Source organism: Pseudaminobacter salicylatoxidans, from assembly GCF_003148475.1.
GTDB classification, from domain to species: domain Bacteria; phylum Pseudomonadota; class Alphaproteobacteria; order Rhizobiales; family Rhizobiaceae; genus Pseudaminobacter; species Pseudaminobacter salicylatoxidans.
Map to the genome: position 1 here is coordinate 23,593 of NZ_QGGG01000014.1, position 18,389 is coordinate 41,981.

General features: G+C 63.5%; 18 protein-coding genes. 9 read left to right on the forward strand and 9 right to left on the reverse strand.

The window, feature by feature from the left end:
• Positions 1 to 4: 4 nt before the first annotated feature.
• Positions 5 to 1,513: a histidine--tRNA ligase gene (gene hisS, locus C7441_RS17985; protein ID WP_109614064.1), complete on the reverse strand. Its 1,509-nt coding sequence runs from the start codon at positions 1,511 to 1,513 to the stop codon at positions 5 to 7.
• Positions 1,514 to 1,672: 159 nt separating this feature from the next.
• Positions 1,673 to 2,311 (reverse strand): DNA-3-methyladenine glycosylase I, encoded by a 639-nt coding sequence (locus C7441_RS17990; RefSeq protein WP_109614065.1) that lies wholly within the window; start codon positions 2,309 to 2,311, stop codon positions 1,673 to 1,675.
• A 190-nt stretch (positions 2,312 to 2,501) separates the two neighbouring features.
• On the opposite strand from C7441_RS17990, the gene C7441_RS17995 reads away from it, so the two are divergent.
• The gene (locus C7441_RS17995; protein ID WP_109614066.1) at positions 2,502 to 3,296 is read left to right on the forward strand and encodes a L,D-transpeptidase; all 795 of its coding nucleotides are present in this window, start codon (positions 2,502 to 2,504) and stop codon (positions 3,294 to 3,296) included.
• Positions 3,297 to 3,523: 227 nt separating this feature from the next.
• Positions 3,524 to 4,444: a bifunctional 5,10-methylenetetrahydrofolate dehydrogenase/5,10-methenyltetrahydrofolate cyclohydrolase gene (locus C7441_RS18000; protein ID WP_109614149.1), complete on the forward strand. Its 921-nt coding sequence runs from the start codon at positions 3,524 to 3,526 to the stop codon at positions 4,442 to 4,444.
• Between the two features lie 15 nt (positions 4,445 to 4,459).
• On the opposite strand, the gene glcF is transcribed toward C7441_RS18000, so the two are convergent.
• From glcF to C7441_RS18020, 4 genes are read right to left on the reverse strand one after another with little or no spacing between them, the layout of a single operon-like run.
• Positions 4,460 to 5,785 (reverse strand): glycolate oxidase subunit GlcF, encoded by a 1,326-nt coding sequence (gene glcF, locus C7441_RS18005; RefSeq protein WP_109614067.1) that lies wholly within the window; start codon positions 5,783 to 5,785, stop codon positions 4,460 to 4,462.
• 27 nt (positions 5,786 to 5,812) lie between these two features.
• Positions 5,813 to 6,193, reverse strand: a complete 381-nt coding sequence (locus C7441_RS18010) for a DUF4870 family protein (protein ID WP_019173061.1) — start codon at positions 6,191 to 6,193, stop codon at positions 5,813 to 5,815.
• Between the two features lie 26 nt (positions 6,194 to 6,219).
• Positions 6,220 to 7,452 (reverse strand): glycolate oxidase subunit GlcE, encoded by a 1,233-nt coding sequence (gene glcE / locus C7441_RS18015; protein WP_109614150.1) that lies wholly within the window; start codon positions 7,450 to 7,452, stop codon positions 6,220 to 6,222.
• Positions 7,453 to 7,489: 37 nt separating this feature from the next.
• The gene (locus tag C7441_RS18020; RefSeq protein ID WP_109614068.1) at positions 7,490 to 8,986 is read right to left on the reverse strand and encodes an FAD-linked oxidase C-terminal domain-containing protein; all 1,497 of its coding nucleotides are present in this window, start codon (positions 8,984 to 8,986) and stop codon (positions 7,490 to 7,492) included.
• A 198-nt stretch (positions 8,987 to 9,184) separates the two neighbouring features.
• Here C7441_RS18020 and C7441_RS18025 point away from each other — a divergent pair, with 198 nt between their 5' ends.
• Positions 9,185 to 9,985 carry an FCD domain-containing protein gene (locus tag C7441_RS18025; protein WP_109614069.1) on the forward strand — a complete coding sequence of 267 codons (801 nt, stop codon included), beginning with the start codon at positions 9,185 to 9,187 and terminating at the stop codon, positions 9,983 to 9,985.
• A 20-nt stretch (positions 9,986 to 10,005) separates the two neighbouring features.
• Complete coding sequence (locus tag C7441_RS18030) at positions 10,006 to 11,148, forward strand: alpha-hydroxy acid oxidase (protein ID WP_109614070.1); 1,143 nt, start codon at positions 10,006 to 10,008, stop codon at positions 11,146 to 11,148.
• Positions 11,149 to 11,422: 274 nt separating this feature from the next.
• Here the strand turns inward: C7441_RS18030 and C7441_RS24125 are convergent, their stop codons facing one another.
• On the reverse strand, positions 11,423 to 11,566 hold the full coding sequence (locus C7441_RS24125; RefSeq protein ID WP_019173056.1) for a hypothetical protein: 144 nt from the start codon (positions 11,564 to 11,566) through the stop codon (positions 11,423 to 11,425).
• 374 nt (positions 11,567 to 11,940) lie between these two features.
• Between C7441_RS24125 and C7441_RS18035 the strand changes: the two genes are divergently transcribed.
• From C7441_RS18035 to C7441_RS18050, 4 genes are all read left to right on the forward strand, one after another.
• Positions 11,941 to 12,585 carry a hypothetical protein gene (locus C7441_RS18035; protein ID WP_109614151.1) on the forward strand — a complete coding sequence of 215 codons (645 nt, stop codon included), beginning with the start codon at positions 11,941 to 11,943 and terminating at the stop codon, positions 12,583 to 12,585.
• Positions 12,586 to 12,617: 32 nt separating this feature from the next.
• Positions 12,618 to 13,352 (forward strand): 16S rRNA (uracil(1498)-N(3))-methyltransferase, encoded by a 735-nt coding sequence (locus C7441_RS18040; protein ID WP_109614071.1) that lies wholly within the window; start codon positions 12,618 to 12,620, stop codon positions 13,350 to 13,352.
• Between the two features lie 97 nt (positions 13,353 to 13,449).
• A complete protein-coding gene (locus C7441_RS18045) occupies positions 13,450 to 14,823 on the forward strand; it encodes a glutamate--cysteine ligase (RefSeq protein ID WP_109614072.1) in 1,374 nt (457 codons plus the stop codon).
• A 106-nt stretch (positions 14,824 to 14,929) separates the two neighbouring features.
• Positions 14,930 to 15,838: a DUF937 domain-containing protein gene (locus tag C7441_RS18050; protein WP_109614073.1), complete on the forward strand. Its 909-nt coding sequence runs from the start codon at positions 14,930 to 14,932 to the stop codon at positions 15,836 to 15,838.
• 81 nt (positions 15,839 to 15,919) lie between these two features.
• Here C7441_RS18050 and C7441_RS18055 read toward each other — a convergent pair whose 3' ends face one another.
• Complete coding sequence (locus C7441_RS18055) at positions 15,920 to 16,210, reverse strand: YjiS-like domain-containing protein (protein ID WP_109614152.1); 291 nt, start codon at positions 16,208 to 16,210, stop codon at positions 15,920 to 15,922.
• 193 nt (positions 16,211 to 16,403) lie between these two features.
• Here C7441_RS18055 and C7441_RS18060 point away from each other — a divergent pair, with 193 nt between their 5' ends.
• Positions 16,404 to 17,360, forward strand: a complete 957-nt coding sequence (locus C7441_RS18060; RefSeq protein WP_109614153.1) for a LysR substrate-binding domain-containing protein — start codon at positions 16,404 to 16,406, stop codon at positions 17,358 to 17,360.
• A gap of 10 nt (positions 17,361 to 17,370) precedes the next feature.
• On the opposite strand, the gene C7441_RS18065 is transcribed toward C7441_RS18060, so the two are convergent.
• Positions 17,371 to 18,315: a DMT family transporter gene (locus C7441_RS18065; protein ID WP_109614074.1), complete on the reverse strand. Its 945-nt coding sequence runs from the start codon at positions 18,313 to 18,315 to the stop codon at positions 17,371 to 17,373.
• Positions 18,316 to 18,389 lie beyond the last annotated feature (74 nt).

Here is an 18,389-nt window from a genome sequence, read left to right on the forward strand (position 1 = left end):
AACCTCAACCAGCACGGGAGCGATCCTCAGCCTGAGCCGCCAGAATCTTGCGCACTTCGGCCACAAGATCGGCTTCGGCGACTGTGACCTGCGCCGGCCGCGCGGCGCGCCATTCGGCATTGTCGGCGATTTCGGCCGACATGCGTGCGCCCTCGATCAGATCCTTGAGCTGGACCTCGCCCTTCTCGCGCTCGTCGCCACCCTGGATGACGGCGACCGGGCTACCGCGCCGGTCGGCATATTTGAGCTGCGCCTTCATGCCCGCGCCGCCGAGATAAAGCTCGGCGCGAATGCCGGCCTCGCGCAACGCCGACACCATCTTCTGATAGCGGCCGAGGCTTTCGGTGTCCTTGTCCATGACCAGCACGACCACCGGCGCCACGACATCCGAGGTGTCGAGCTTGCCCAGATTCTTCAGCGCCGTTATCAGGCGCGAAACGCCCATGGAAAAGCCGGTGGCCGGCACCGGTTCGCCCCGGAAGCGCGAGACGAGGCCGTCATAGCGACCACCGCCGCCGACCGAGCCGAAGCGCACGATCTGGCCATCCTCGTTGGGGATTTCCGCCAGCAATTCGATCTCATAGACCGGACCGGTGTAATATTCGAGGCCGCGGACGATGGACGGGTCGATCTTGATGCGGCCATCGTCATAACCGGCCGCCGCAGCGAGCGCGGCAATCTGCGCCAGTTCTTCCACGCCCTCGGTGCCGCGCGGACTTTCGGCGACGACCTCGCGCAGATTGGCGGTCGTCCGGGCCGCATCGGCAGCCCCCGACTCGATGAAGGCCACGACCTTGCCGATCGCCGCCTCTTCAAGCCCGGCGCCCTTGGTGAAATCCCCGCTTTCGTCCAGCCGGCCCTTGCCGAGAAGGTCGCGCACGCCCTGAACGCCCACTTTGTCGAGCTTGTCGACGGCACGCAGCACCGTCAGCCGGCGTCCCGCATTCTCATCGCCGCCGAGGCCGATGGCTTCAAGCAGGCCGTCCAGCACCTTGCGGTTGTTGACGCGCACCACATACTGACCGCGCGGAATGCCAAGGGCTTCCATCACGTCGGCCATCATCATGGTCATTTCGGCATCCGCCGCCACGCCCGGCGTGCCAACCGTGTCGGCATCGAACTGCATGAACTGGCGGAAGCGGCCAGGTCCCGGCTTTTCGTTGCGGAACACCCAGCCCGAGCGGTAGCTGCGATAGGGCTTGGGCAGCTTTTCGAAATTCTCGGCCACATAGCGGGCCATCGGCGCCGTCAGGTCGTAGCGCAGCGACAGCCACTGGTCGTCGTCGTCCTGGAAGGAAAAGACGCCCTCGTTGGGCCGGTCCTGATCGGGCAGGAATTTTCCCAGCGCGTCGGTATATTCGATCATCGGCTGCTCGACCGGCTCGAAGCCGTAGAGTTCATAGACGCCGCGGATCGTCGCCATCATCTTTTCGGCGACGCGAATATCGTCGGAGGTACGATCGACAAAGCCGCGCGGCAGCCGCGCCTTCATTTTCCCGGATTTCTCAGCCATGTCGTGTCGCTCTTGTCGTTCGTGCAACGCTTTCCCTGCCGGCGGCAAGGGCAGCGCACCTCATGCAATTCAGGACTCGGGCGGTGTCCTAACTTATGTCAAACGGAGCGGCAAGGGTTCGGCGCGGGCGAAGGCGGCAACCGCGTCGCACACCCGCAGTCACACCGGGCGCTTGAAAGCCGCGCGATCGCGCTCGACTTCGGCACGGCAGGCGCAACCTTCGATGTGATCGTTAACCAGTCCCATGGCCTGCATGAATGCATAGACCGTGGTGGGACCGACGAAGCTCCAGCCACGCTTCTTCAGGTCCTTCGAAATCCGCGTCGAGACCGCCGTTGTTGGATTGGCGCGCAAATGCGCCAGATCGACAACCGCCGGCCGCTCGCTCTGCCCCGGCTCGAACGACCAGAAATAGGCGGCGAGCGAGCCCTTTTCGGCCACCATTTCGCGCGCGCGCCGGGCATTGTTGACGGTGGAGGCGATCTTGCCACGATGGCGCACGATGCCGGCATTGCCGAGCAGGCGTTCCACATCGGCGTCGGTGAATTTCGCTACGCGCTCGAAATCGAACCCGTCGAACGCCTCGCGAAAGGCCTCCCGCTTGCGCAGGATGGTCAGCCATGACAAGCCCGACTGGAACCCTTCGAGACAGATTTTCTCAAACAGCCTGCGGTCGTCGGCCACCGGCCTGCCCCATTCATGATCGTGATAATGCAGGTAATCCGGCAGGTTGCCGTGCCAGAAGCAGCGCGTAACGCCATCCGCGCCTTCGATAAGCCCTGTGTTTTCCGTTTCCATCTGCAATCTTCCTGCCTTTACGCTGCCTTTACCAGATTCCTGAACCCGCCGGTAACCACCGCGAAAGGTTTAGCCGCAGATTCGCATTTTACGCATTCCGATTCACGATTTGGTTGCCGGCAATCCTTCAGCATCACGCCTCAAGCGAGGTTTTCCTTGCCGTGACGATCCGGTTTCGAGAGTGCGTCCGATGAAACATTTTCTCCTGCTGGGGGCTCTCGCCCTCACCGCCGGCGTTGCAGTGCCGGCTTCCGCCAACGACCGCTATGCGCAGCGACCGCCCGTGCTGGTCAGCCCGGACCTTGCCGCGCCGTGGGTAATGCAGCTTGGCCAGATGCCTGAACAGCGACCGAGCCGTCAGGCACGAGAGGCCATCGCCACCGGAATGCCGGTGCAGCCCTACACGGCGGAGCCGCGCTTCGACCGCCGCTATGCCCAGCCGGGAACGCGCAAGGCCAATCAACCCAGGGTGCAGGAACGCACGGCCGCTACTGCCGCGCCCGCAAAGCAGCAGGCGAAGCGCCGGATCGACCCCACCTATCTGCCGCAGGAAGTCGACTATGACGGCCCGCATAAGGCCGGAACCATCGTGATCGATACGCAGCAGAACTTCCTCTATCTGGTCGAGGACGGCGGCAAGGCGCGGCGCTACGGCGTCGGCACCGGCAAGCCCGGCTTCGAATGGGCCGGCTCGCACAAGGTGACCCGGAAGCGCGAATGGCCCGACTGGCGCCCGCCGGCGGAAATGATCGCGCGCGAACGGGCGCGCGGCCGCGTGCTGCCGTCGCATATGGAAGGCGGCCCTAACAATCCGCTCGGTGCGCGCGCACTCTATCTGGGCTCCACGCTCTATCGCATCCACGGCACGAACCAGCCCTGGACCATCGGAAGAGCCCTGTCGTCGGGCTGCATACGCATGCGCAACGAGGACGTGATCGAGCTTTATGAGCGGGTGAAGGTCGGCGCCACGGTCGTGGTGAGCTGACTTCGGAGGCACCCGAGCAGTTTCCGGGGGACGGCCGGAAAGGCAGGGAGGCAAAGGGGATGGCAGGCGAAGGCCGGTCATCCCTTCCTTCTTCCAAAGACCCGAAACGAGGCGTCGCAGAAACTTCACCGCGTCGCTTTTTCCCATGTCCTTTGGTCGCAAAGACAACGACGACAGGAAAATCCATGGTAAGAAAGCCGCCCATCTTCGGTGAAGGAGACCATACCATGCCTCTCGACGACACCCGCTACCTGAAGGGCGCGCCGGTTGCGGCACGCATCATGGCTGAGGTGCGCGTGGCCGCCGAAAAGGCCAGGGAAGAGGGTTTTCCGCCCAAGCTCGTGTCGATCACGGTCGGCGACGTGGATGCCGTCGACGTTTATGTCCGCAACCAGCGCGCCAAGGCGCAGCAGGCCGGCATCGATTTCGAGGAGCGGCGCCTGCCCGCCGAAACGACCGCCGGCGAGCTTGAAGCCGCGATCCATGGCATGAACGCCGACCCGCCCGTCACGGGCATCATCATCCAGCGTCCGGTGCCCGCGCATATCCCGATCAAGGCGATCCAGGCCGCCGTGCATCCGCTGAAGGACGTGGAAGGCATGCACCCGGCCTCCATCGGCAACATCGTCTACAACCAGCTCGACCTCGCTCCTTGCACGGCGGCGGCCTCCGTCGAACTGCTCAAGGAAACCGGGCTCGACCTGAAGGGGCTCGAGGTCGTCGTGGTCGGCCACTCGGAGATCGTCGGCAAGCCGATCGCCTTCCTGCTGATGAGCGAAGGGGCAACGGTCACTGTCTGCCACCACATGACCCGCTCCGTGGCGGCACATGCCCGCCGGGCCGATGCGCTGTTCGTGGCGGTGGGCAAGGCCCGCCTCATCAAGGCAGACATGGTCAAGCCCGGTGCGGCCGTGATCGACATCGGCATCAATTCCGAGACCTTGCCGGATGGCTCGACCCACATCGTGGGCGACGTGGATACCGACAGCGTGAAGGAGGTCGCCTCCTGGATCACGCCGGTTCCGGGCGGCGTCGGCCCGGTCACGGTGTCGATCCTGCTGCGCAACACGATGGTGGCGCTCAACCGCCAGCGCGCGCTTTACGAGGCAACCTACGCCACGAGCACGGTGCGGCTGGCAGCGGAATAGTCCGAACGCAGCGGATCAGACGCGCGCAGCTTCTTTCGCTTCCGGCACGCCGGCGGGCTTCCTGCCGCCATAGGCCCAGTCGAGCAGTTCCACAGTGTGCACGATCGGCATCTTCGCGACGGTGGCGATCTGCGTGATGCAGCCGATATTGCCCGTGGCGATCACCTCCGCGCCGGTCGCCTCGATGTTCTTCACCTTGCGATCTCTGAGGCGCGCCGAAATCTCCGGCTGCAGAATGTTGTAGGTGCCGGCAGAACCGCAGCACAGATGCCCTTCCCGCGGCTCCCGCACCACGAAACCAGCGCGTGTCAAAAGCTCTTTCGGCTGGCGGGTGATCTTCTGGCCATGCTGCATGGAACAGGCCGAATGATAGGCCACCGTCAACCCCGGCGCGATGACCGGCTGCGGCAGATCCAGCGTGGCGAGATATTCGGTGATATCCCTGGCCAGCGCCGAAACGAGTGCGGCCTTCTGCGCATAGGCCGGATCGAGCCGCAGCATGAAGCCGTAATCCTTGATCGTCGTGCCGCAGCCCGAGGCGGTGACGATGATTGCGTCCAGCCCACCCTGTTCGATCTGCCGTGCCCAGGCATCGACATTGTTGCGCGCGGAGATCAGTGCCTGCTCTTCCCGTCCCATGTGATGCACCAGCGCACCGCAGCAGCCCTCGCCTTCCGGTACGACCACTTCGACCCCAAGCCTGTTGAGCAGCGAGATCGTCGCCTCGTTGATGCCGGGGTCGAGCACCGGCTGGGCGCAGCCCGTAAGGATGGCGACGCGGCCGCGCCTTTCGCCAGCCGGCACATGGCGACCCGGAAGAGCTGCCTTCGACGCGGGTGGCACGGCAGACGGCGCAAGCCTCAGCATGGAAGACAACGGCCGCAGCCCCGGCACCTTCCCGAACAGGCCGGAAAGCGGCCTGCCGAAGCGCGCCAGCTTCAACGCCGCGCGAAACCGCGATGGATAAGGCAGCACGAATGCCAGCACCGCGCGGATGAAGCGGTCCGCCAGCGGCCGCTTGTAGGTCTCCTCGATATGCGCACGGGCATGATCGACCAGATGCATGTAGTTCACGCCGGACGGGCAGGTCGTCATGCAGGCAAGGCAGGACAGGCAACGGTCGATATGCAGCACCGTTTCCTTGTCGGCCGCGCGGCCGTTCTCCAGCATATCCTTGATGAGGTAAATGCGCCCGCGCGGGCTGTCGAGTTCGTTGCCGAGCGTCACATAGGTCGGGCAAGTCGCCGTGCAGAAGCCGCAATGCACGCATTTGCGCAGGATCTTCTCCGATTCCGCGACCTGCGGATCGGCAAGCTGGGCGGGCGTGAAGCTGGTCTGCATGGCTGCGCGGCTCCCGGATTTGAGCGGTCAGATGAGCCAGCCGCCAGGGTTCTTGATCGGCTCCCGACGCCCCGCCGCCTGCAGGCCGATGATGCAGCGCGCGATGAACCAGACAGCGACCGCGAACATCAGCAGGAAGCCGATGGCAACGAACATCAGGACCAGCGAAATGAGGGCATAAAGCAGGCCGATCCAGAAAGTGCGTATCGCCCAGGTGTAGTGCGTATCCACCCAGGCTTCGCCCTTGCCGCGATTGATATAGGCCATCACCAGCCCGATCAGCCCGGTAAGACCTACGACGAGGCCGGCAAGATAGAGTATATAGACCACCTGCACATTGGTCGCGCCCGGCTCCAGCCAGCGGTCGGTCTGGCGCGGTGCGGCGGGTCCGCCGTTGAAGTCGCTCATGCAATGTTCTCCGTTGGTTTCGGGTTTCAGGCGGTTGCGCCGGTATCGGCAAAGTGGCCGACCATGCGGCCGGGATTGAGGATGCCCTTCGGATCGAATTCCTGCTTCAGCCGCGCCGACAGGGCTGCAAGTGCCGGCGGCTGCGGTTCGAACACCGGCAGCGCCGCCCGCCAGGCCGGGCCAGCGCGCACCAGCGTGGCATGACCGCCGCCGAGCTTGCGCACCAGATGCCTGACCAGCGCGCCCTCGGGGTCATCAGGGAGCCGCAGCCAGACAAGCCCACCCTGCCAATCGTAGAAGGCATCGGCTGCCGTTTCCATGCGCAGCGCCATGACCATGTGGTGCGCCTGCGACGGCGGCATGGAAATGCGCCACACCGGCTGCTCGGTTCCGTCCGCGAAAGGCACACAGTCGCGAATGTCGCGCCAAAGCCGGCGAGAGGCATCGCCTTCGATCTCTTCCATAGGGCCTGCCTTGCCCAGAAGCTGCCTGAGATGGCCGATCCGGTAGGCCACGGACGGCGCGAAACCCTCGACGCGCAGCAGCGTGGCGGATTCGCTCGACAGTGCGCCGTCTGCCACCGTCTGGGCCAGCATCATCGGCAGATGTGCCGCACTCGACACTTCCGCGCTGCAGCCGAGCGCAATCGACATGGCGGCGGCCGCGCCCTCATCGAACAGGCCACGAATGGCGAGCGTGGTTTCGGTTTCGGCGGCGGGCAGCACCTTGAAGGTTACGTCGGTCAGCACGGAAAGCGTGCCCCAGGAACCCGCCATCCCCTTCGACAGATCGTAGCCGGTGACGTTCTTGACCACCCGACCGCCCGATTTGAATGTCTCGCCGCGTCCGGAAACGGCGTTGATGCCGAGAATGTGGTCGCGCGCCGCACCCGCCTTCAGTCGGCGCGGACCCGACAGGTTGGCGGCCAGCACACCGCCGATCGTGCCGCGCCCGACAGGGCCGCCCAGCAGCGGGCCGTAATCCATCGGCTCGAACGCCAGTTGCTGGCCACGTTCGGAGAGCATGGCTTCGATTTCGGCAAGCGGCGTGCCGGCCTTGGCCGAAAGCACCAGTTCCTCCGGCTCGTAGAGCGTCACGCCGATGAGGGCCGAGAGGTCGAGCGTATGCGCCGCCTGCACCGGATGGCCGATCGTCTGCTTGGAGCCATGGCCGACGATTTCCAGCGGAGTCTCGTGAGAAAGCGCCCATTCGACGGCGGACTGGACTTCGGCGGCAGTGGTGGGGGTGAAGATGGTCATGATGTCGCGACGCAAGGGAAACGGAGCCGCATCCCCCTCAAAACCTCGGAATGTCCGGAAACGGCAGCTTGCCGCCATGGATGTGCATACGGCCAAGCTCGGCGCAGCGGCGAAGCTGGGGAAACATCTTTCCAGGGTTGAGCAGGTGGTTCGGATCGAAAGCGCATTTGACCCGCATCTGCTGGTCGAGGTCGATCTGGTTGAACATCTCCGGCATCAGGTCGCGCTTTTCAACGCCCACGCCATGCTCGCCCGTCAGCACGCCGCCGACACGAACGCACAGGCGCAGAATATCGGCGCCGAACTGCTCGGCCTTGTCCAGTTCGCCCGGATTATTGGCATCGTAAAGGATGAGCGGATGCAGATTGCCATCGCCGGCATGGAAAACGTTGGCTACGCCCAGCCCATATTTTTCCGAAAGCTCGCGCATGCCGTGCAGCACCTTGGGCAGTTCTTTCCGAGGAATGGTGCCGTCCATGCAGTAGTAGTCCGGCGAAATGCGCCCCACCGCCGGAAAAGCCGCCTTGCGGCCTGCCCAGAAGGTCAGCCGCTCCTCTTCCGATTGCGAAATGCGGCAGGTGGTGGCGTTGTTTTGCCCGGCAATGGCCTCCACGCGACCGATCAGGTGATCGACCTCCACGCCCGGACCGTCGAGCTCGACGATCAGCAGTGCCTCGCATTCGAGCGGATAGCCGGCATGGACGAAGTCCTCGGCGGCGCGGATGGCGGGACCGTCCATCATCTCCATGCCGCCGGGGATGATGCCCGCGCCGATGATGTCGGCCACGCATTGCCCGGCCTGCTCGCTGGAAGGAAAGCCGATGAGCAGCGCGCGCGCCGTCTCCGGTTTCCTGAGGATGCGCACCGTGACCTCGGTCACCACGCCGAGCAGGCCTTCCGAGCCGGTCATCAGCCCAAGCAGGTCATAGCCTTCCGCGTCGAGGTGCCTGCCGCCAAGGCGCACGGCCTCGCCATCCATCAGCACCATTTCGATGCCCAGCACATTGTTGGCGGTGAGGCCGTATTTCAGGCAGTGCACGCCGCCGGAATTCTCCGCGACATTGCCGCCGATGGAGCAGGCGATCTGCGAGGACGGGTCGGGTGCGTAGTAGAAGCCCTCTTCCTCCACGGCATTGGTGATGCCGAGATTGGTGACGCCGGGCTGCGCGACCACGCAGCGGTTGGGATAGTCGATTTCCAGAATGCGGTTGAACCGGCTCAGGACGAGCAGCACCGCATCCTCCAGCGGCAGCGCACCGCCTGACAGCGAGGTGCCCGAACCGCGCGGCACGACGCGGATGTTGCGCTCGTTGCAATATTTGAGAATGCGCGAAACCTGCGCGACCGTCTCGGGCAGCACCACGACCAGCGGCAATTGCCGGTAAGCGGTCAGCCCGTCGCTCTCGAAGGCGCGCATCTCGTTGACAGCGTCCACCACGCCCTCGCCTGGCACGATGATGCGCATATCGGCGACGATCTCGGCGCGCCGGCGCATCGTTTCGGCATCTGGCTGCGGCATGGCCGGCCCGGACATGGTCGCTCCCCTTTGCGAAACCACTGGTAAAAAGGCTTTACCAGTTTATCGGGATCGCTGTAAATCGCAAATGGATTGCCTGCATGCAGCAGGATTTTTTCGGAAAATCCATCTCTTGGGTAACTGGATAAATTATTTGACCACTCTGGGCAAAAGCCGTAATTCTCGCTATGGAAAAGCACTGGCGAGCGCCAAAGAGTGACCGATATTTTTTCCAGGATCGCGCATTCACGCACGGCAGACGAGGTTGTGCAACAGATCGAGAGCCTCGTTCTCGAGGGGGTGCTGCGCGTGGCCGACCGACTGCCGGCCGAACGCGAACTGGCGCGTCAGTTCGACGTGTCGCGGCCCATCCTGCGCGAGGCGCTGAAGACGCTGGAAGCACGGGGCCTGATCGTGACGCGCCACGGCGGCGGCACCTATGTGGCCGACGTCATCGGTCAGGTTTTCACCCAGCCGATGCTGGAGTTGATCGGCTCGCACCGCGAGGCAGGCGCCGACTATCTGGAATATCGCCGCGAGATCGAGGGCATCGCCGCCGAATATGCCGCGCGACGGGCAACCGAGGACGACCGGGCGCTGCTGGCGCAGATCATGGCGCGCATGCAAGCCGCGCATGAGCGGGGCGACTTCGAGGAGGAAGCCGAGATCGATGTGGAGTTCCATCACGCCATCGGCGAATGCGCGCACAACATCATCTTGCTCCACACGCTGCGCTCGCTCTACAGGCTGCTGTCGGACGGTGTGTTCCAGAATCGCCTTCTCGTGTTCAGCCTGCCCGGCGCGCGCGAGGAACTGCTGGCGCAGCACAAGGCCATCCATGCGGCTGTCGTCGGCGGAAGGCCGGCGGTAGCGCGCAAGGCGGCCATGGATCACATCACCTATGTCGAGCACTCCATGGCTGAGGCCGAACGAACAGGTGACTGGCAGCGCGTTTCGAGGTTAAGGCTGCGCCAGCGCACGGAAGACGGCGCACGGCGCAGCGGCCAGGAAAAATAGTCTATCGGAAGAATGGAATCATGAGCGAAATCCTCGAGATCAACGACCTCAAGAACCTTGCCCGGCGGCGAGTGCCGACAATGTTCTTCGACTATGCCGATTCCGGCGCCTGGACGGAAAGCACCTATCGCGCCAACGAGGCGGACTTTTCGAAGATCAAATTCCGGCAGCGGGTGCTGGTGGACATGACCAACCGCTCGCTGGAATCGACCATGATCGGCGAGAAGGTTTCCATGCCGGTCGCGCTGGCTCCGACCGGCAGCACCGGCATGCAACATGCCGACGGCGAGATGCTGGCGGCACAGGCGGCCGAGGAGTTCGGCGTGCCCTTCACGCTGTCGACCATGAGCATCTGCTCCATCGAGGACGTGGCGTCGGTCACGAAGAAGCCCTTCTGGTTCCAGCTTTATGTCATGCGCGACAAGGATTTCGTGCTCAACCTCATCAACCGCGCCAAGGCGGCGAAATGCTCGGCACTGGTGCTGACGCTAGATCTGCAGATCCTCGCCCAACGCCACAAGGACATCCGCAACGGCCTGTCGGCCCCGCCCAAGATGACGCCGAGGAACATCATCGACATGGCGATCCGTCCGCGCTGGTGTCTCGGCATGCTTGGCACGCAGCGCCGCACCTTCCGCAACATCGTGGGACACGCCAAGGGTGTGGGCGATCTCTCATCGCTTGCCTCATGGACGAACGAACAGTTCGATCCGCGCCTGTCCTGGAGCGACGTGGAGTGGATCAGGAAGCAATGGGGCGGCAAGCTGATCCTCAAGGGCATTCTCGACAAGGAAGACGCCGTCATGGCGGCCAGGACGGGGGCCGACGCCATCATCGTCTCCAATCATGGCGGGCGCCAGCTCGACGGCGCGCCTTCCTCCATCTCCGTCCTGCCCGAAATCGTCGAGGCGGTGGGCGACAGGATCGAGGTGCATATGGATGGCGGCATACGCTCGGGGCAGGACGTGCTGAAGGCGCTGTGCCTTGGCGCCAAGGGCACCTATATTGGCCGGCCGTTCCTTTATGGCCTCGGCGCAATGGGCAAGCCCGGCGTGACCAAGGCACTGGAGATCATCCGCAAGGAACTGGACGTCACGCTGGCGCTGTGCGGCAAACGCAATATCGCCGATGCCGGCCCGGACATGCTCTATCGACCGTCCTGAATGGAATGCGACGCCGGAACGGGATGGCTTTCCTGAATTGCCGTCTCGTTCCAGGCCTTTGTTCTTCAACCCTGATCCCGCGAAGCCGGGCAAATGGGCGCGGAAGCACCCGGCGCACATCGGTCATGGACGGCGCTGGAGCAGTGGGCGTTCTGACGAACGCGATTCCGCTGCGCTAGCTTGGTTTTCTTAGCCGCATTTGTACGACGCCAGACGATTTCGTCTCGCTGCAAAATGCTCCGAAAAAGCGGATTTTACGGATAAGTGCCTGAAATCAGCGGGTGACGTTCGCGCCGACGCCGTAGCCGTCGAACACTGCATGGTCGTTGGCAGCATCGGCCGCATAGATGCCGACGCCGCAGAGCACGATTGCGGAGAACATGGTGAAAGACAGAAGCGCGGCTTTCAAGGCGGTCATCTCGGTTACTGCTTTCAGCAATTCTGCATAAAATTTGTTACGAATGCGTTGCGCCGCGCAGGGCAGGCCTGCCGGTCAATCGCACCGCGTTGGTTGAGGTCGACGCCTTCTAATCGCACGCCTTCCGGCTTGCCAGCGCCATTAGCGCCGATCCACCGGGAAGTTTCGCAGCGTGCCATTTATGCCACTGCGGTCGCAACGAAGCGCTGCGGAACGTCGACGGACATTCTTTCACAACTTACTGATCGGAAACAGGAAACCTGCTGAAAAGTTCCACTCGAACGGCCGAAAAATCACGTCTGGCGATGCGAGGCATGACAGCGCCGCGCCGGGATGTATCATGCGGCACGATCATGACGAAGACAGGAAGGCATATGCCGCTGCAAAATCGGGTCAATCCGTTCGGTATCATCCATGCGACCGCCGCACGCGGCCTGTTCGCGGGGAATCGCGGCGTCATCCACGATCCGGCGACCCGTACATTGCTGAAACGCCGCTGGACAACCAGGGCGTGGCTGATCTGCGAATGCGAATTCCGCGGTCGCAAGCGTGACGTTATGGGCCGCAACGGGCCGAACGGCGGCGCCGGCTGGACCGAACTGTTCTTCCTTGATGAAGTGACCGCACTTGCAGCAGGTCATCGCCCCTGCTTCTACTGCCGGCGCGAACGGGCGCGCGATTTCGCTAGGCGCTTCGGCGAAGCGTTTGACATCGACGAACCGAAGGCACCTCAAATTGACACGCGGCTGCACATCGAAAGGCGCGCATCCGGCGGCAAACCCACCGAGCTTACATGCGACGCGCTGGCCGACCTGCCCGACGGAGCCATGGTGGCACGAGGCGCCAAAGCCTTTGCAATTAGGAAGGGCGTGGCGCATCCGTGGTCCTTTCAAGGCTATAGCCCGCCGACGACACCCGGCGGCGAGGTCGGCGGACTTGTCCTGCTGACACCACCTTCCACGCTTGCCGTGTTGCGCACGGGCTACCGGCCCGTCTGGCACCCAAGCATCGAGGCTTGACCGGAAGCCGCCTCTCCCGCATTCATCCTTCCATGCGCGCCAACTATAAAATGCAGCGGCTGTTCGTGCCGCAGGACCTTTCCGAAAACGCCTCGATCGAGGCGAGCCCGGAGCAGAGCCATTACCTGTCCAACGTGCTGCGCCTGACCGAAGGCGCGGAAATTCTGATCTTCAACGGACGCGAAGGTGAATGGCTGGCGCGCGTCGAGGCAAAGGCCAGGAAATCGGTGCGCCTGCGCGCCATCGAGGAAACCCGGCCGCAACCGGCGCACCCCGACCTGATCTATTGTTTTGCCCCGCTGAAGCAGGGTCGTCTCGACTATCTCGTGCAGAAGGCGGTGGAAATGGGAGCCGGCGTGCTGCAGCCGGTTATCACCCAACACACGCAGATCGCCAAACCCGGCATCGAGCGCCTGCGCGCCAATGTGGTTGAGGCGGCCGAGCAATGCGGTATTCTCGCCCTGCCGGAAGTGCGCGAGGCACAGAAATTCTCCGCTCTGCTTGCCGGATGGGACAAGGAGCGACGGTTGGTTTTCTGCGACGAAAGCGCGGAGACAAACAACCCGCTTGCTGTCTTGCAGGCGATCCCGGAGCGCAAGCTGGGCCTGCTGATCGGGCCGGAGGGCGGCTTCTCGGAGGACGAGCGCAAGCAGCTCTACGCGCTGCCTTTCGTCACCTCCATTCCGCTGGGGCCGCGCATCCTGCGCGCAGACACTGCGGCAGTAGCTGCGCTTGCCGTCTTGCAGGCCACCATCGGAGACTGGTAAGCGCCAATTGTATTGAACATGGTGTCAGGATTTTTCGCTTGATCGGGTACCGCAATTGCGTCCATCAAGCGCCGACATTTTCGGCGAGAGGATAAGTATGGCGCGCGACACCACCGATTTCCGGCCCATCGAAGGCATGGACGAGCTTGTTGCCTATCTCGCCCAGGGCAACAAGCCGCGTGAGAAATGGCGCATCGGCACCGAGCACGAGAAATTCCCCTTCTACATCGACGGCAACGCTCCGGTGCCTTATGGCGGCGAGCGCGGCATCCGCGCGATCCTGGAAGGCATGCAGCGCACGCTGGGATGGGAACCTATTCTCGATGAAAACCGCATCATCGGCCTGGTCGAACCGACCGGACAGGGTGCGATTTCGCTGGAGCCGGGCGGGCAGTTCGAACTTTCCGGCGCCCCGCTGGAAACCATCCATCAGACCTGCCGCGAGGGTAATGCGCATCTGGCGCAGTTGCGCGAGATCGCCGAGCCGCTCGGCATCCGCTTCCTCGGCCTCGGCGGCAGCCCGAAATGGCGCCTGTCCGAAACGCCGCGCATGCCCAAGTCGCGCTACGAGATCATGACCGCCTATATGCCCAAGGTCGGAACGATGGGCCTGGACATGATGTATCGCACCTGCACCATCCAGGTTAATCTCGATTTCTCGTCCGAGACAGACATGCGCCGCAAGATGCAGGTCTCGCTGAAGCTGCAGCCGCTGGCCACCGCGCTGTTCGCCAACTCGCCCTTCACCGACGGCAAGCCGAACGGCCTGCAGAGCTGGCGCGGCGAGATCTGGACCGACACGGACAACCAGCGCTCGGGCATGCTGCCCTTCTGCTTTTCTCCGGAATTCGGCTTTGCCGACTATGTCGAATGGGCGCTCGACGTGCCGATGTATTTCGTCATTCGCAACGGCCGCTACCACGACATGACGCATATGACCTTCCGCCAGTTCATGAACGGCGCGGCGCGCAACGAGGTGACGGACGGCATGCCGACGATCGGCGATTGGGCCAACCACCTCTCCACCCTTTTCCCCGACGTACGGCTGAAGCACTTCCTGGAGATGCGCGGCGCCGATGGCGGGCCGTGGCGCCGCATCTGCGCGCTGCCTGCCTTCTGGGTGGGCTTGCTCTATGACGAGGAAGCGCTCAACGACGCCGAGGCGCTGACTGCCGACTGGACCTACGAAGAAGTAGTGGCGATGCGCAACGCGGTGCCTGCCGAAGGCATCGCAACAGCTTTCCGCAATACGACACTGCGCGACGTGGGGCGCGACGTGCTCGCCATTTCGCGCAAGGGCCTGAAGAACCGCAATCGCCTGAACCGCGACGGGTTTGACGAAACCAATTTCCTGTCCACGCTCGACGAGGTGGTGGCGCGCGGCACGACCAGTGCTCAGGAAATGGTCAATGCCTATCACACCCGATGGGGCGATTCGATCGAGCCTGTCTTCCTCGAATATGCCTACTGAGACCCGAAGCGGTCTCACCCGCTTCTCGGCAGGAACAATCCCGTAGGCGCAGCTTCCGGTTTGAGCTAGGCTTCTTCCCGACAGCGGATTTCGAGGAGGACAGATCATGGCTTCATTGTTCGACATGCTGGCCAATGCCCAGAACGGCAACGGCATGGAGGCGTTGGCGCGGCAGTTCAACCTGTCGCAGCAGCAAACGCAGGCCGCGGTGGAGGCGCTGCTGCCCGCCTTCTCGCAGGGGTTGAAACAGAATACGGCCGATCCCTATGGGGTGGGCGCGTTCCTTCAGGCCCTGTCGAGCGGCCAGCACGCGAAATATTTCGACGATCCGGCCAATGCCTTCTCACAAGCTGGAATGGCCGAGGGCAATGGCATATTGGGCCATCTGTTCGGCTCCAAGGATCTCTCCCGGGCAGTGGCCGCCAACGCCGCCGCGGCCAGCGGCGTCAGCCAGGACATCCTCAAGCAGATGCTTCCGGCGCTTGCATCCATGATCATGGGCGGGCTGTTCAAGCAGTCCGCCGGGGCCACGCAAGCCTCGGCGGGCAGCGACAATCCGTTCGGGCAAATCCTCGAGCAGATGATGCGGCAGGGCGGAACGGCGTCCGGCGGCGGCGGCCGGCAAAGCGGCAGCGCTTCCGACAACCCGCTCGGTCAGATTCTGGAAGGCATGTTCGGTGGTGGAGCCGGACAGGCCGGAGGAACTGCAGCCAACAACCCGCTGGGGCAAATCCTGGAAGGCATGTTCGGTGGCAATGCGCGGCAACCCGGCCAGTCGGGCGCGCCCGGCAACAATCCGCTTGGCCAAATCCTCGAACAGATGTTCGGAGGCGGCCAGTCCGCGCAGCAGGAAGCGCCCGCGCCACAGGCCAACCCGAGCGGACGGCCGCGCAATCCCTATGACGACCTGTTCGGCAAGATGTTCGAAACCGGCGTCAGGCAGCGAGACGACTACCAGAAGGGCGTCGAGTCGATTTTCGAGCAGTTCACCAAGGGTATGGACAGGCATCGCTAAGAAAAAGCCCGGTCCGCAGGGACCGGGCAATGTGCAGGCACGCCGGGAGGATGACCGGCGGAGTGGGAGAGCCTGCAGAACTCAGCTGCCCCGACGAGCGATATGCTGGACGGCTTCCACGCGATCACGCACCATCGAGCTGAGCTGAATAGTCGGATCGACGCCGAAGGCGATGTCGGATGCGCAACGCAAATCCGAGCGCACCAGCCCGATATCCTTCAGCTCCCAATCGGTCATCTCGTGCAGGCGGGAGAAATCGCGTCGATTTTGCCACACACGAAACATGCGCGAGAGGGTGTTCATGGCACGCGCGGCGAAGGCAGGCCGCACGGCAAGCTGCATCGTCTGGGAAGCGTGTTCGAACGTCTTCATGGCATCATCTCCGTGATTGAACACGGCGCGCGAAAACACCTGACGCGACGGCGCATTGCGCGCGTCGCCGTCGCGTCTTGCCGGCGTTTTCAGTGCTTCGTGTGGACGCTTACGATCCTGCCATCGACGTATTGATTAATCCAACGAATGTTTTAAATCTTTTGCATCAGCATCGGTGATGGATGGGACCGAAATGTCAGCGCCGCTCGATCTCGACCAATTGCAGACCTTCATCATGATTTCGGATACCGGCAGCTTCACGCGCGCCGCAGAGGAAGTTCACCGCACGCAGTCGGCTGTCTCCATGCAGATGCGGCGGCTGGAGGAGCGGATCGGCAAGCCGCTGTTCGAAAAGGACGGACGCTCCAACAGGCTGACCGAAGAGGGCGAGCGTCTGCTTTCCTATGCACGCCGGCTGATCCACCTGAACCGCGAGACGCTGGCCGCTTTCGACGACAGGCGGCTTGAAGGCACGATCCGCATCGGCACGCCCGACGACTATGCCGACCGCTTCCTGCCCGAGATCATGGCTCGCTTCGCGCGCTCCAATCCGCGCGTCGAGCTTACCGTGATCTGCGAGCCGACCTCCAATCTGGTCGAGCACATCAAGCGCGGGCAACTCGACCTCGCGCTGGTCACGCATGACGACCTGAAAGGCCAGTCGGAAGTGGTGCGGCGCGAGCCGCTGCTCTGGGTCAGTTCCGCCAACCACGCCACGCATGAGCAGGAGATCCTGCCCATGGCCTTCGGCCGCCCCAACTGTATCTGGCGGCGCGCGGCCACCGACGTGCTGGACCGGATGCATCGCGATTATCGCGTGCTGTTTTCGAGCTGGTCGGCCACCGTCATCACCGCGGCGGTGCTGTCGGGCCTTGCCATCTCGGTGCTGCCGGAATGTGCGCTCCGGCCGGGCATGCGCGTGCTGGGCGAGGCTGACGGTTTCGGTGCGCTGCCCGATTGCCGGATCGGCATCATGCGCGGTCACACGGCAAGCGCCCATATCGTGGAAGCGCTCGCGCGCCATATCGCCGAGAGCCTCGACAACATCTCGCGCCCGCCGGTGGAAGAAGCGGGGACCTTCGATTTCGCAACGCTTGCAGCCGTTCGCGGCAAGCGCCTGAAGCCCGGCCACGTCATGCCGGGCTGGTAAGGCCGTCCCGCTATCGACGACCGCCGCGAATGACCAGCACATTGCCGGCGCCCACCAGCAGCAGCCCGACCACGGCATAGGCCGTCCAGACATACCCTTCCAGAACGGTCGAAATGAGCAAGGCTATGATCGGGAACATCACCGTGGCATAGCCCGCCCGCGCCGGGCCGATGCGGCCGAGCAGGGTCAGATAGGCCGCAAAGGCCATCACGGTCGAGATCACCGCCAGGAAAAGCAGAGAGCCGAGATAGGGAACAGTTGTGGCAATGACGAAGGGGCGTCCCACCAGCACCGCCAGGAACGCCGCCCACAGCGTGCCATAAAGCATGCTACAGGCGCTGGTCGAAATCAGCGGCAAGCCGCGCCGCTGGGTGGAGGCCGACAGCAGGTTGCCCAGGCAGAAGCTGAAAGTGCCACAGAGGCACAGCAAGAGCCCGGTCAGCGTGCCGCCGGAAAGGCCGTGCGCCGCAATCTCGGGAAAGAACATCAGCGCGATGCCACCGAAGCCGAGAAGCCCGCCGAGCATGATCTTGGGCGCCGGGCGCTCGCGCATGATGACAGCGGCCAGAAGCATGTTCACAACCGAAGCCAGCGAGAACACCACCGACAAAAGGCCACTGACCAGATAATGCGCGCCATAATAGAAAAGCAGGAAGTTGGACGAGAACATCAGCACGCCCAGCCCTACAAACCGCAAATGATCCGCCAGTGGAAAGCGCAGTTGCCGCCTGCTGAGAACGACCCAGCCGAACATGAGCACCGTGGCGATGCCAAAGCGCCAGACCAGATTCACCTCCGGCGATACATGCGTGCCCACCTGAAGCAGAATGGCGAACCAGGAAAAGCTCCAGGACAACACCGTCAGTGCATAGAGCCCGTAATCGAGCGGCGCAAACGGCCGGTCCGCCGTGACGGGCCTGGAGGGGGATGCAGCGGGGGCGGTCTGAGCGGTCATGCGCAATGCGGTACGCTTGCGGCCGTCGCGCGTCCATCCAATTCTTGTGATCCAGTCATGAGGGTTTCTGATGA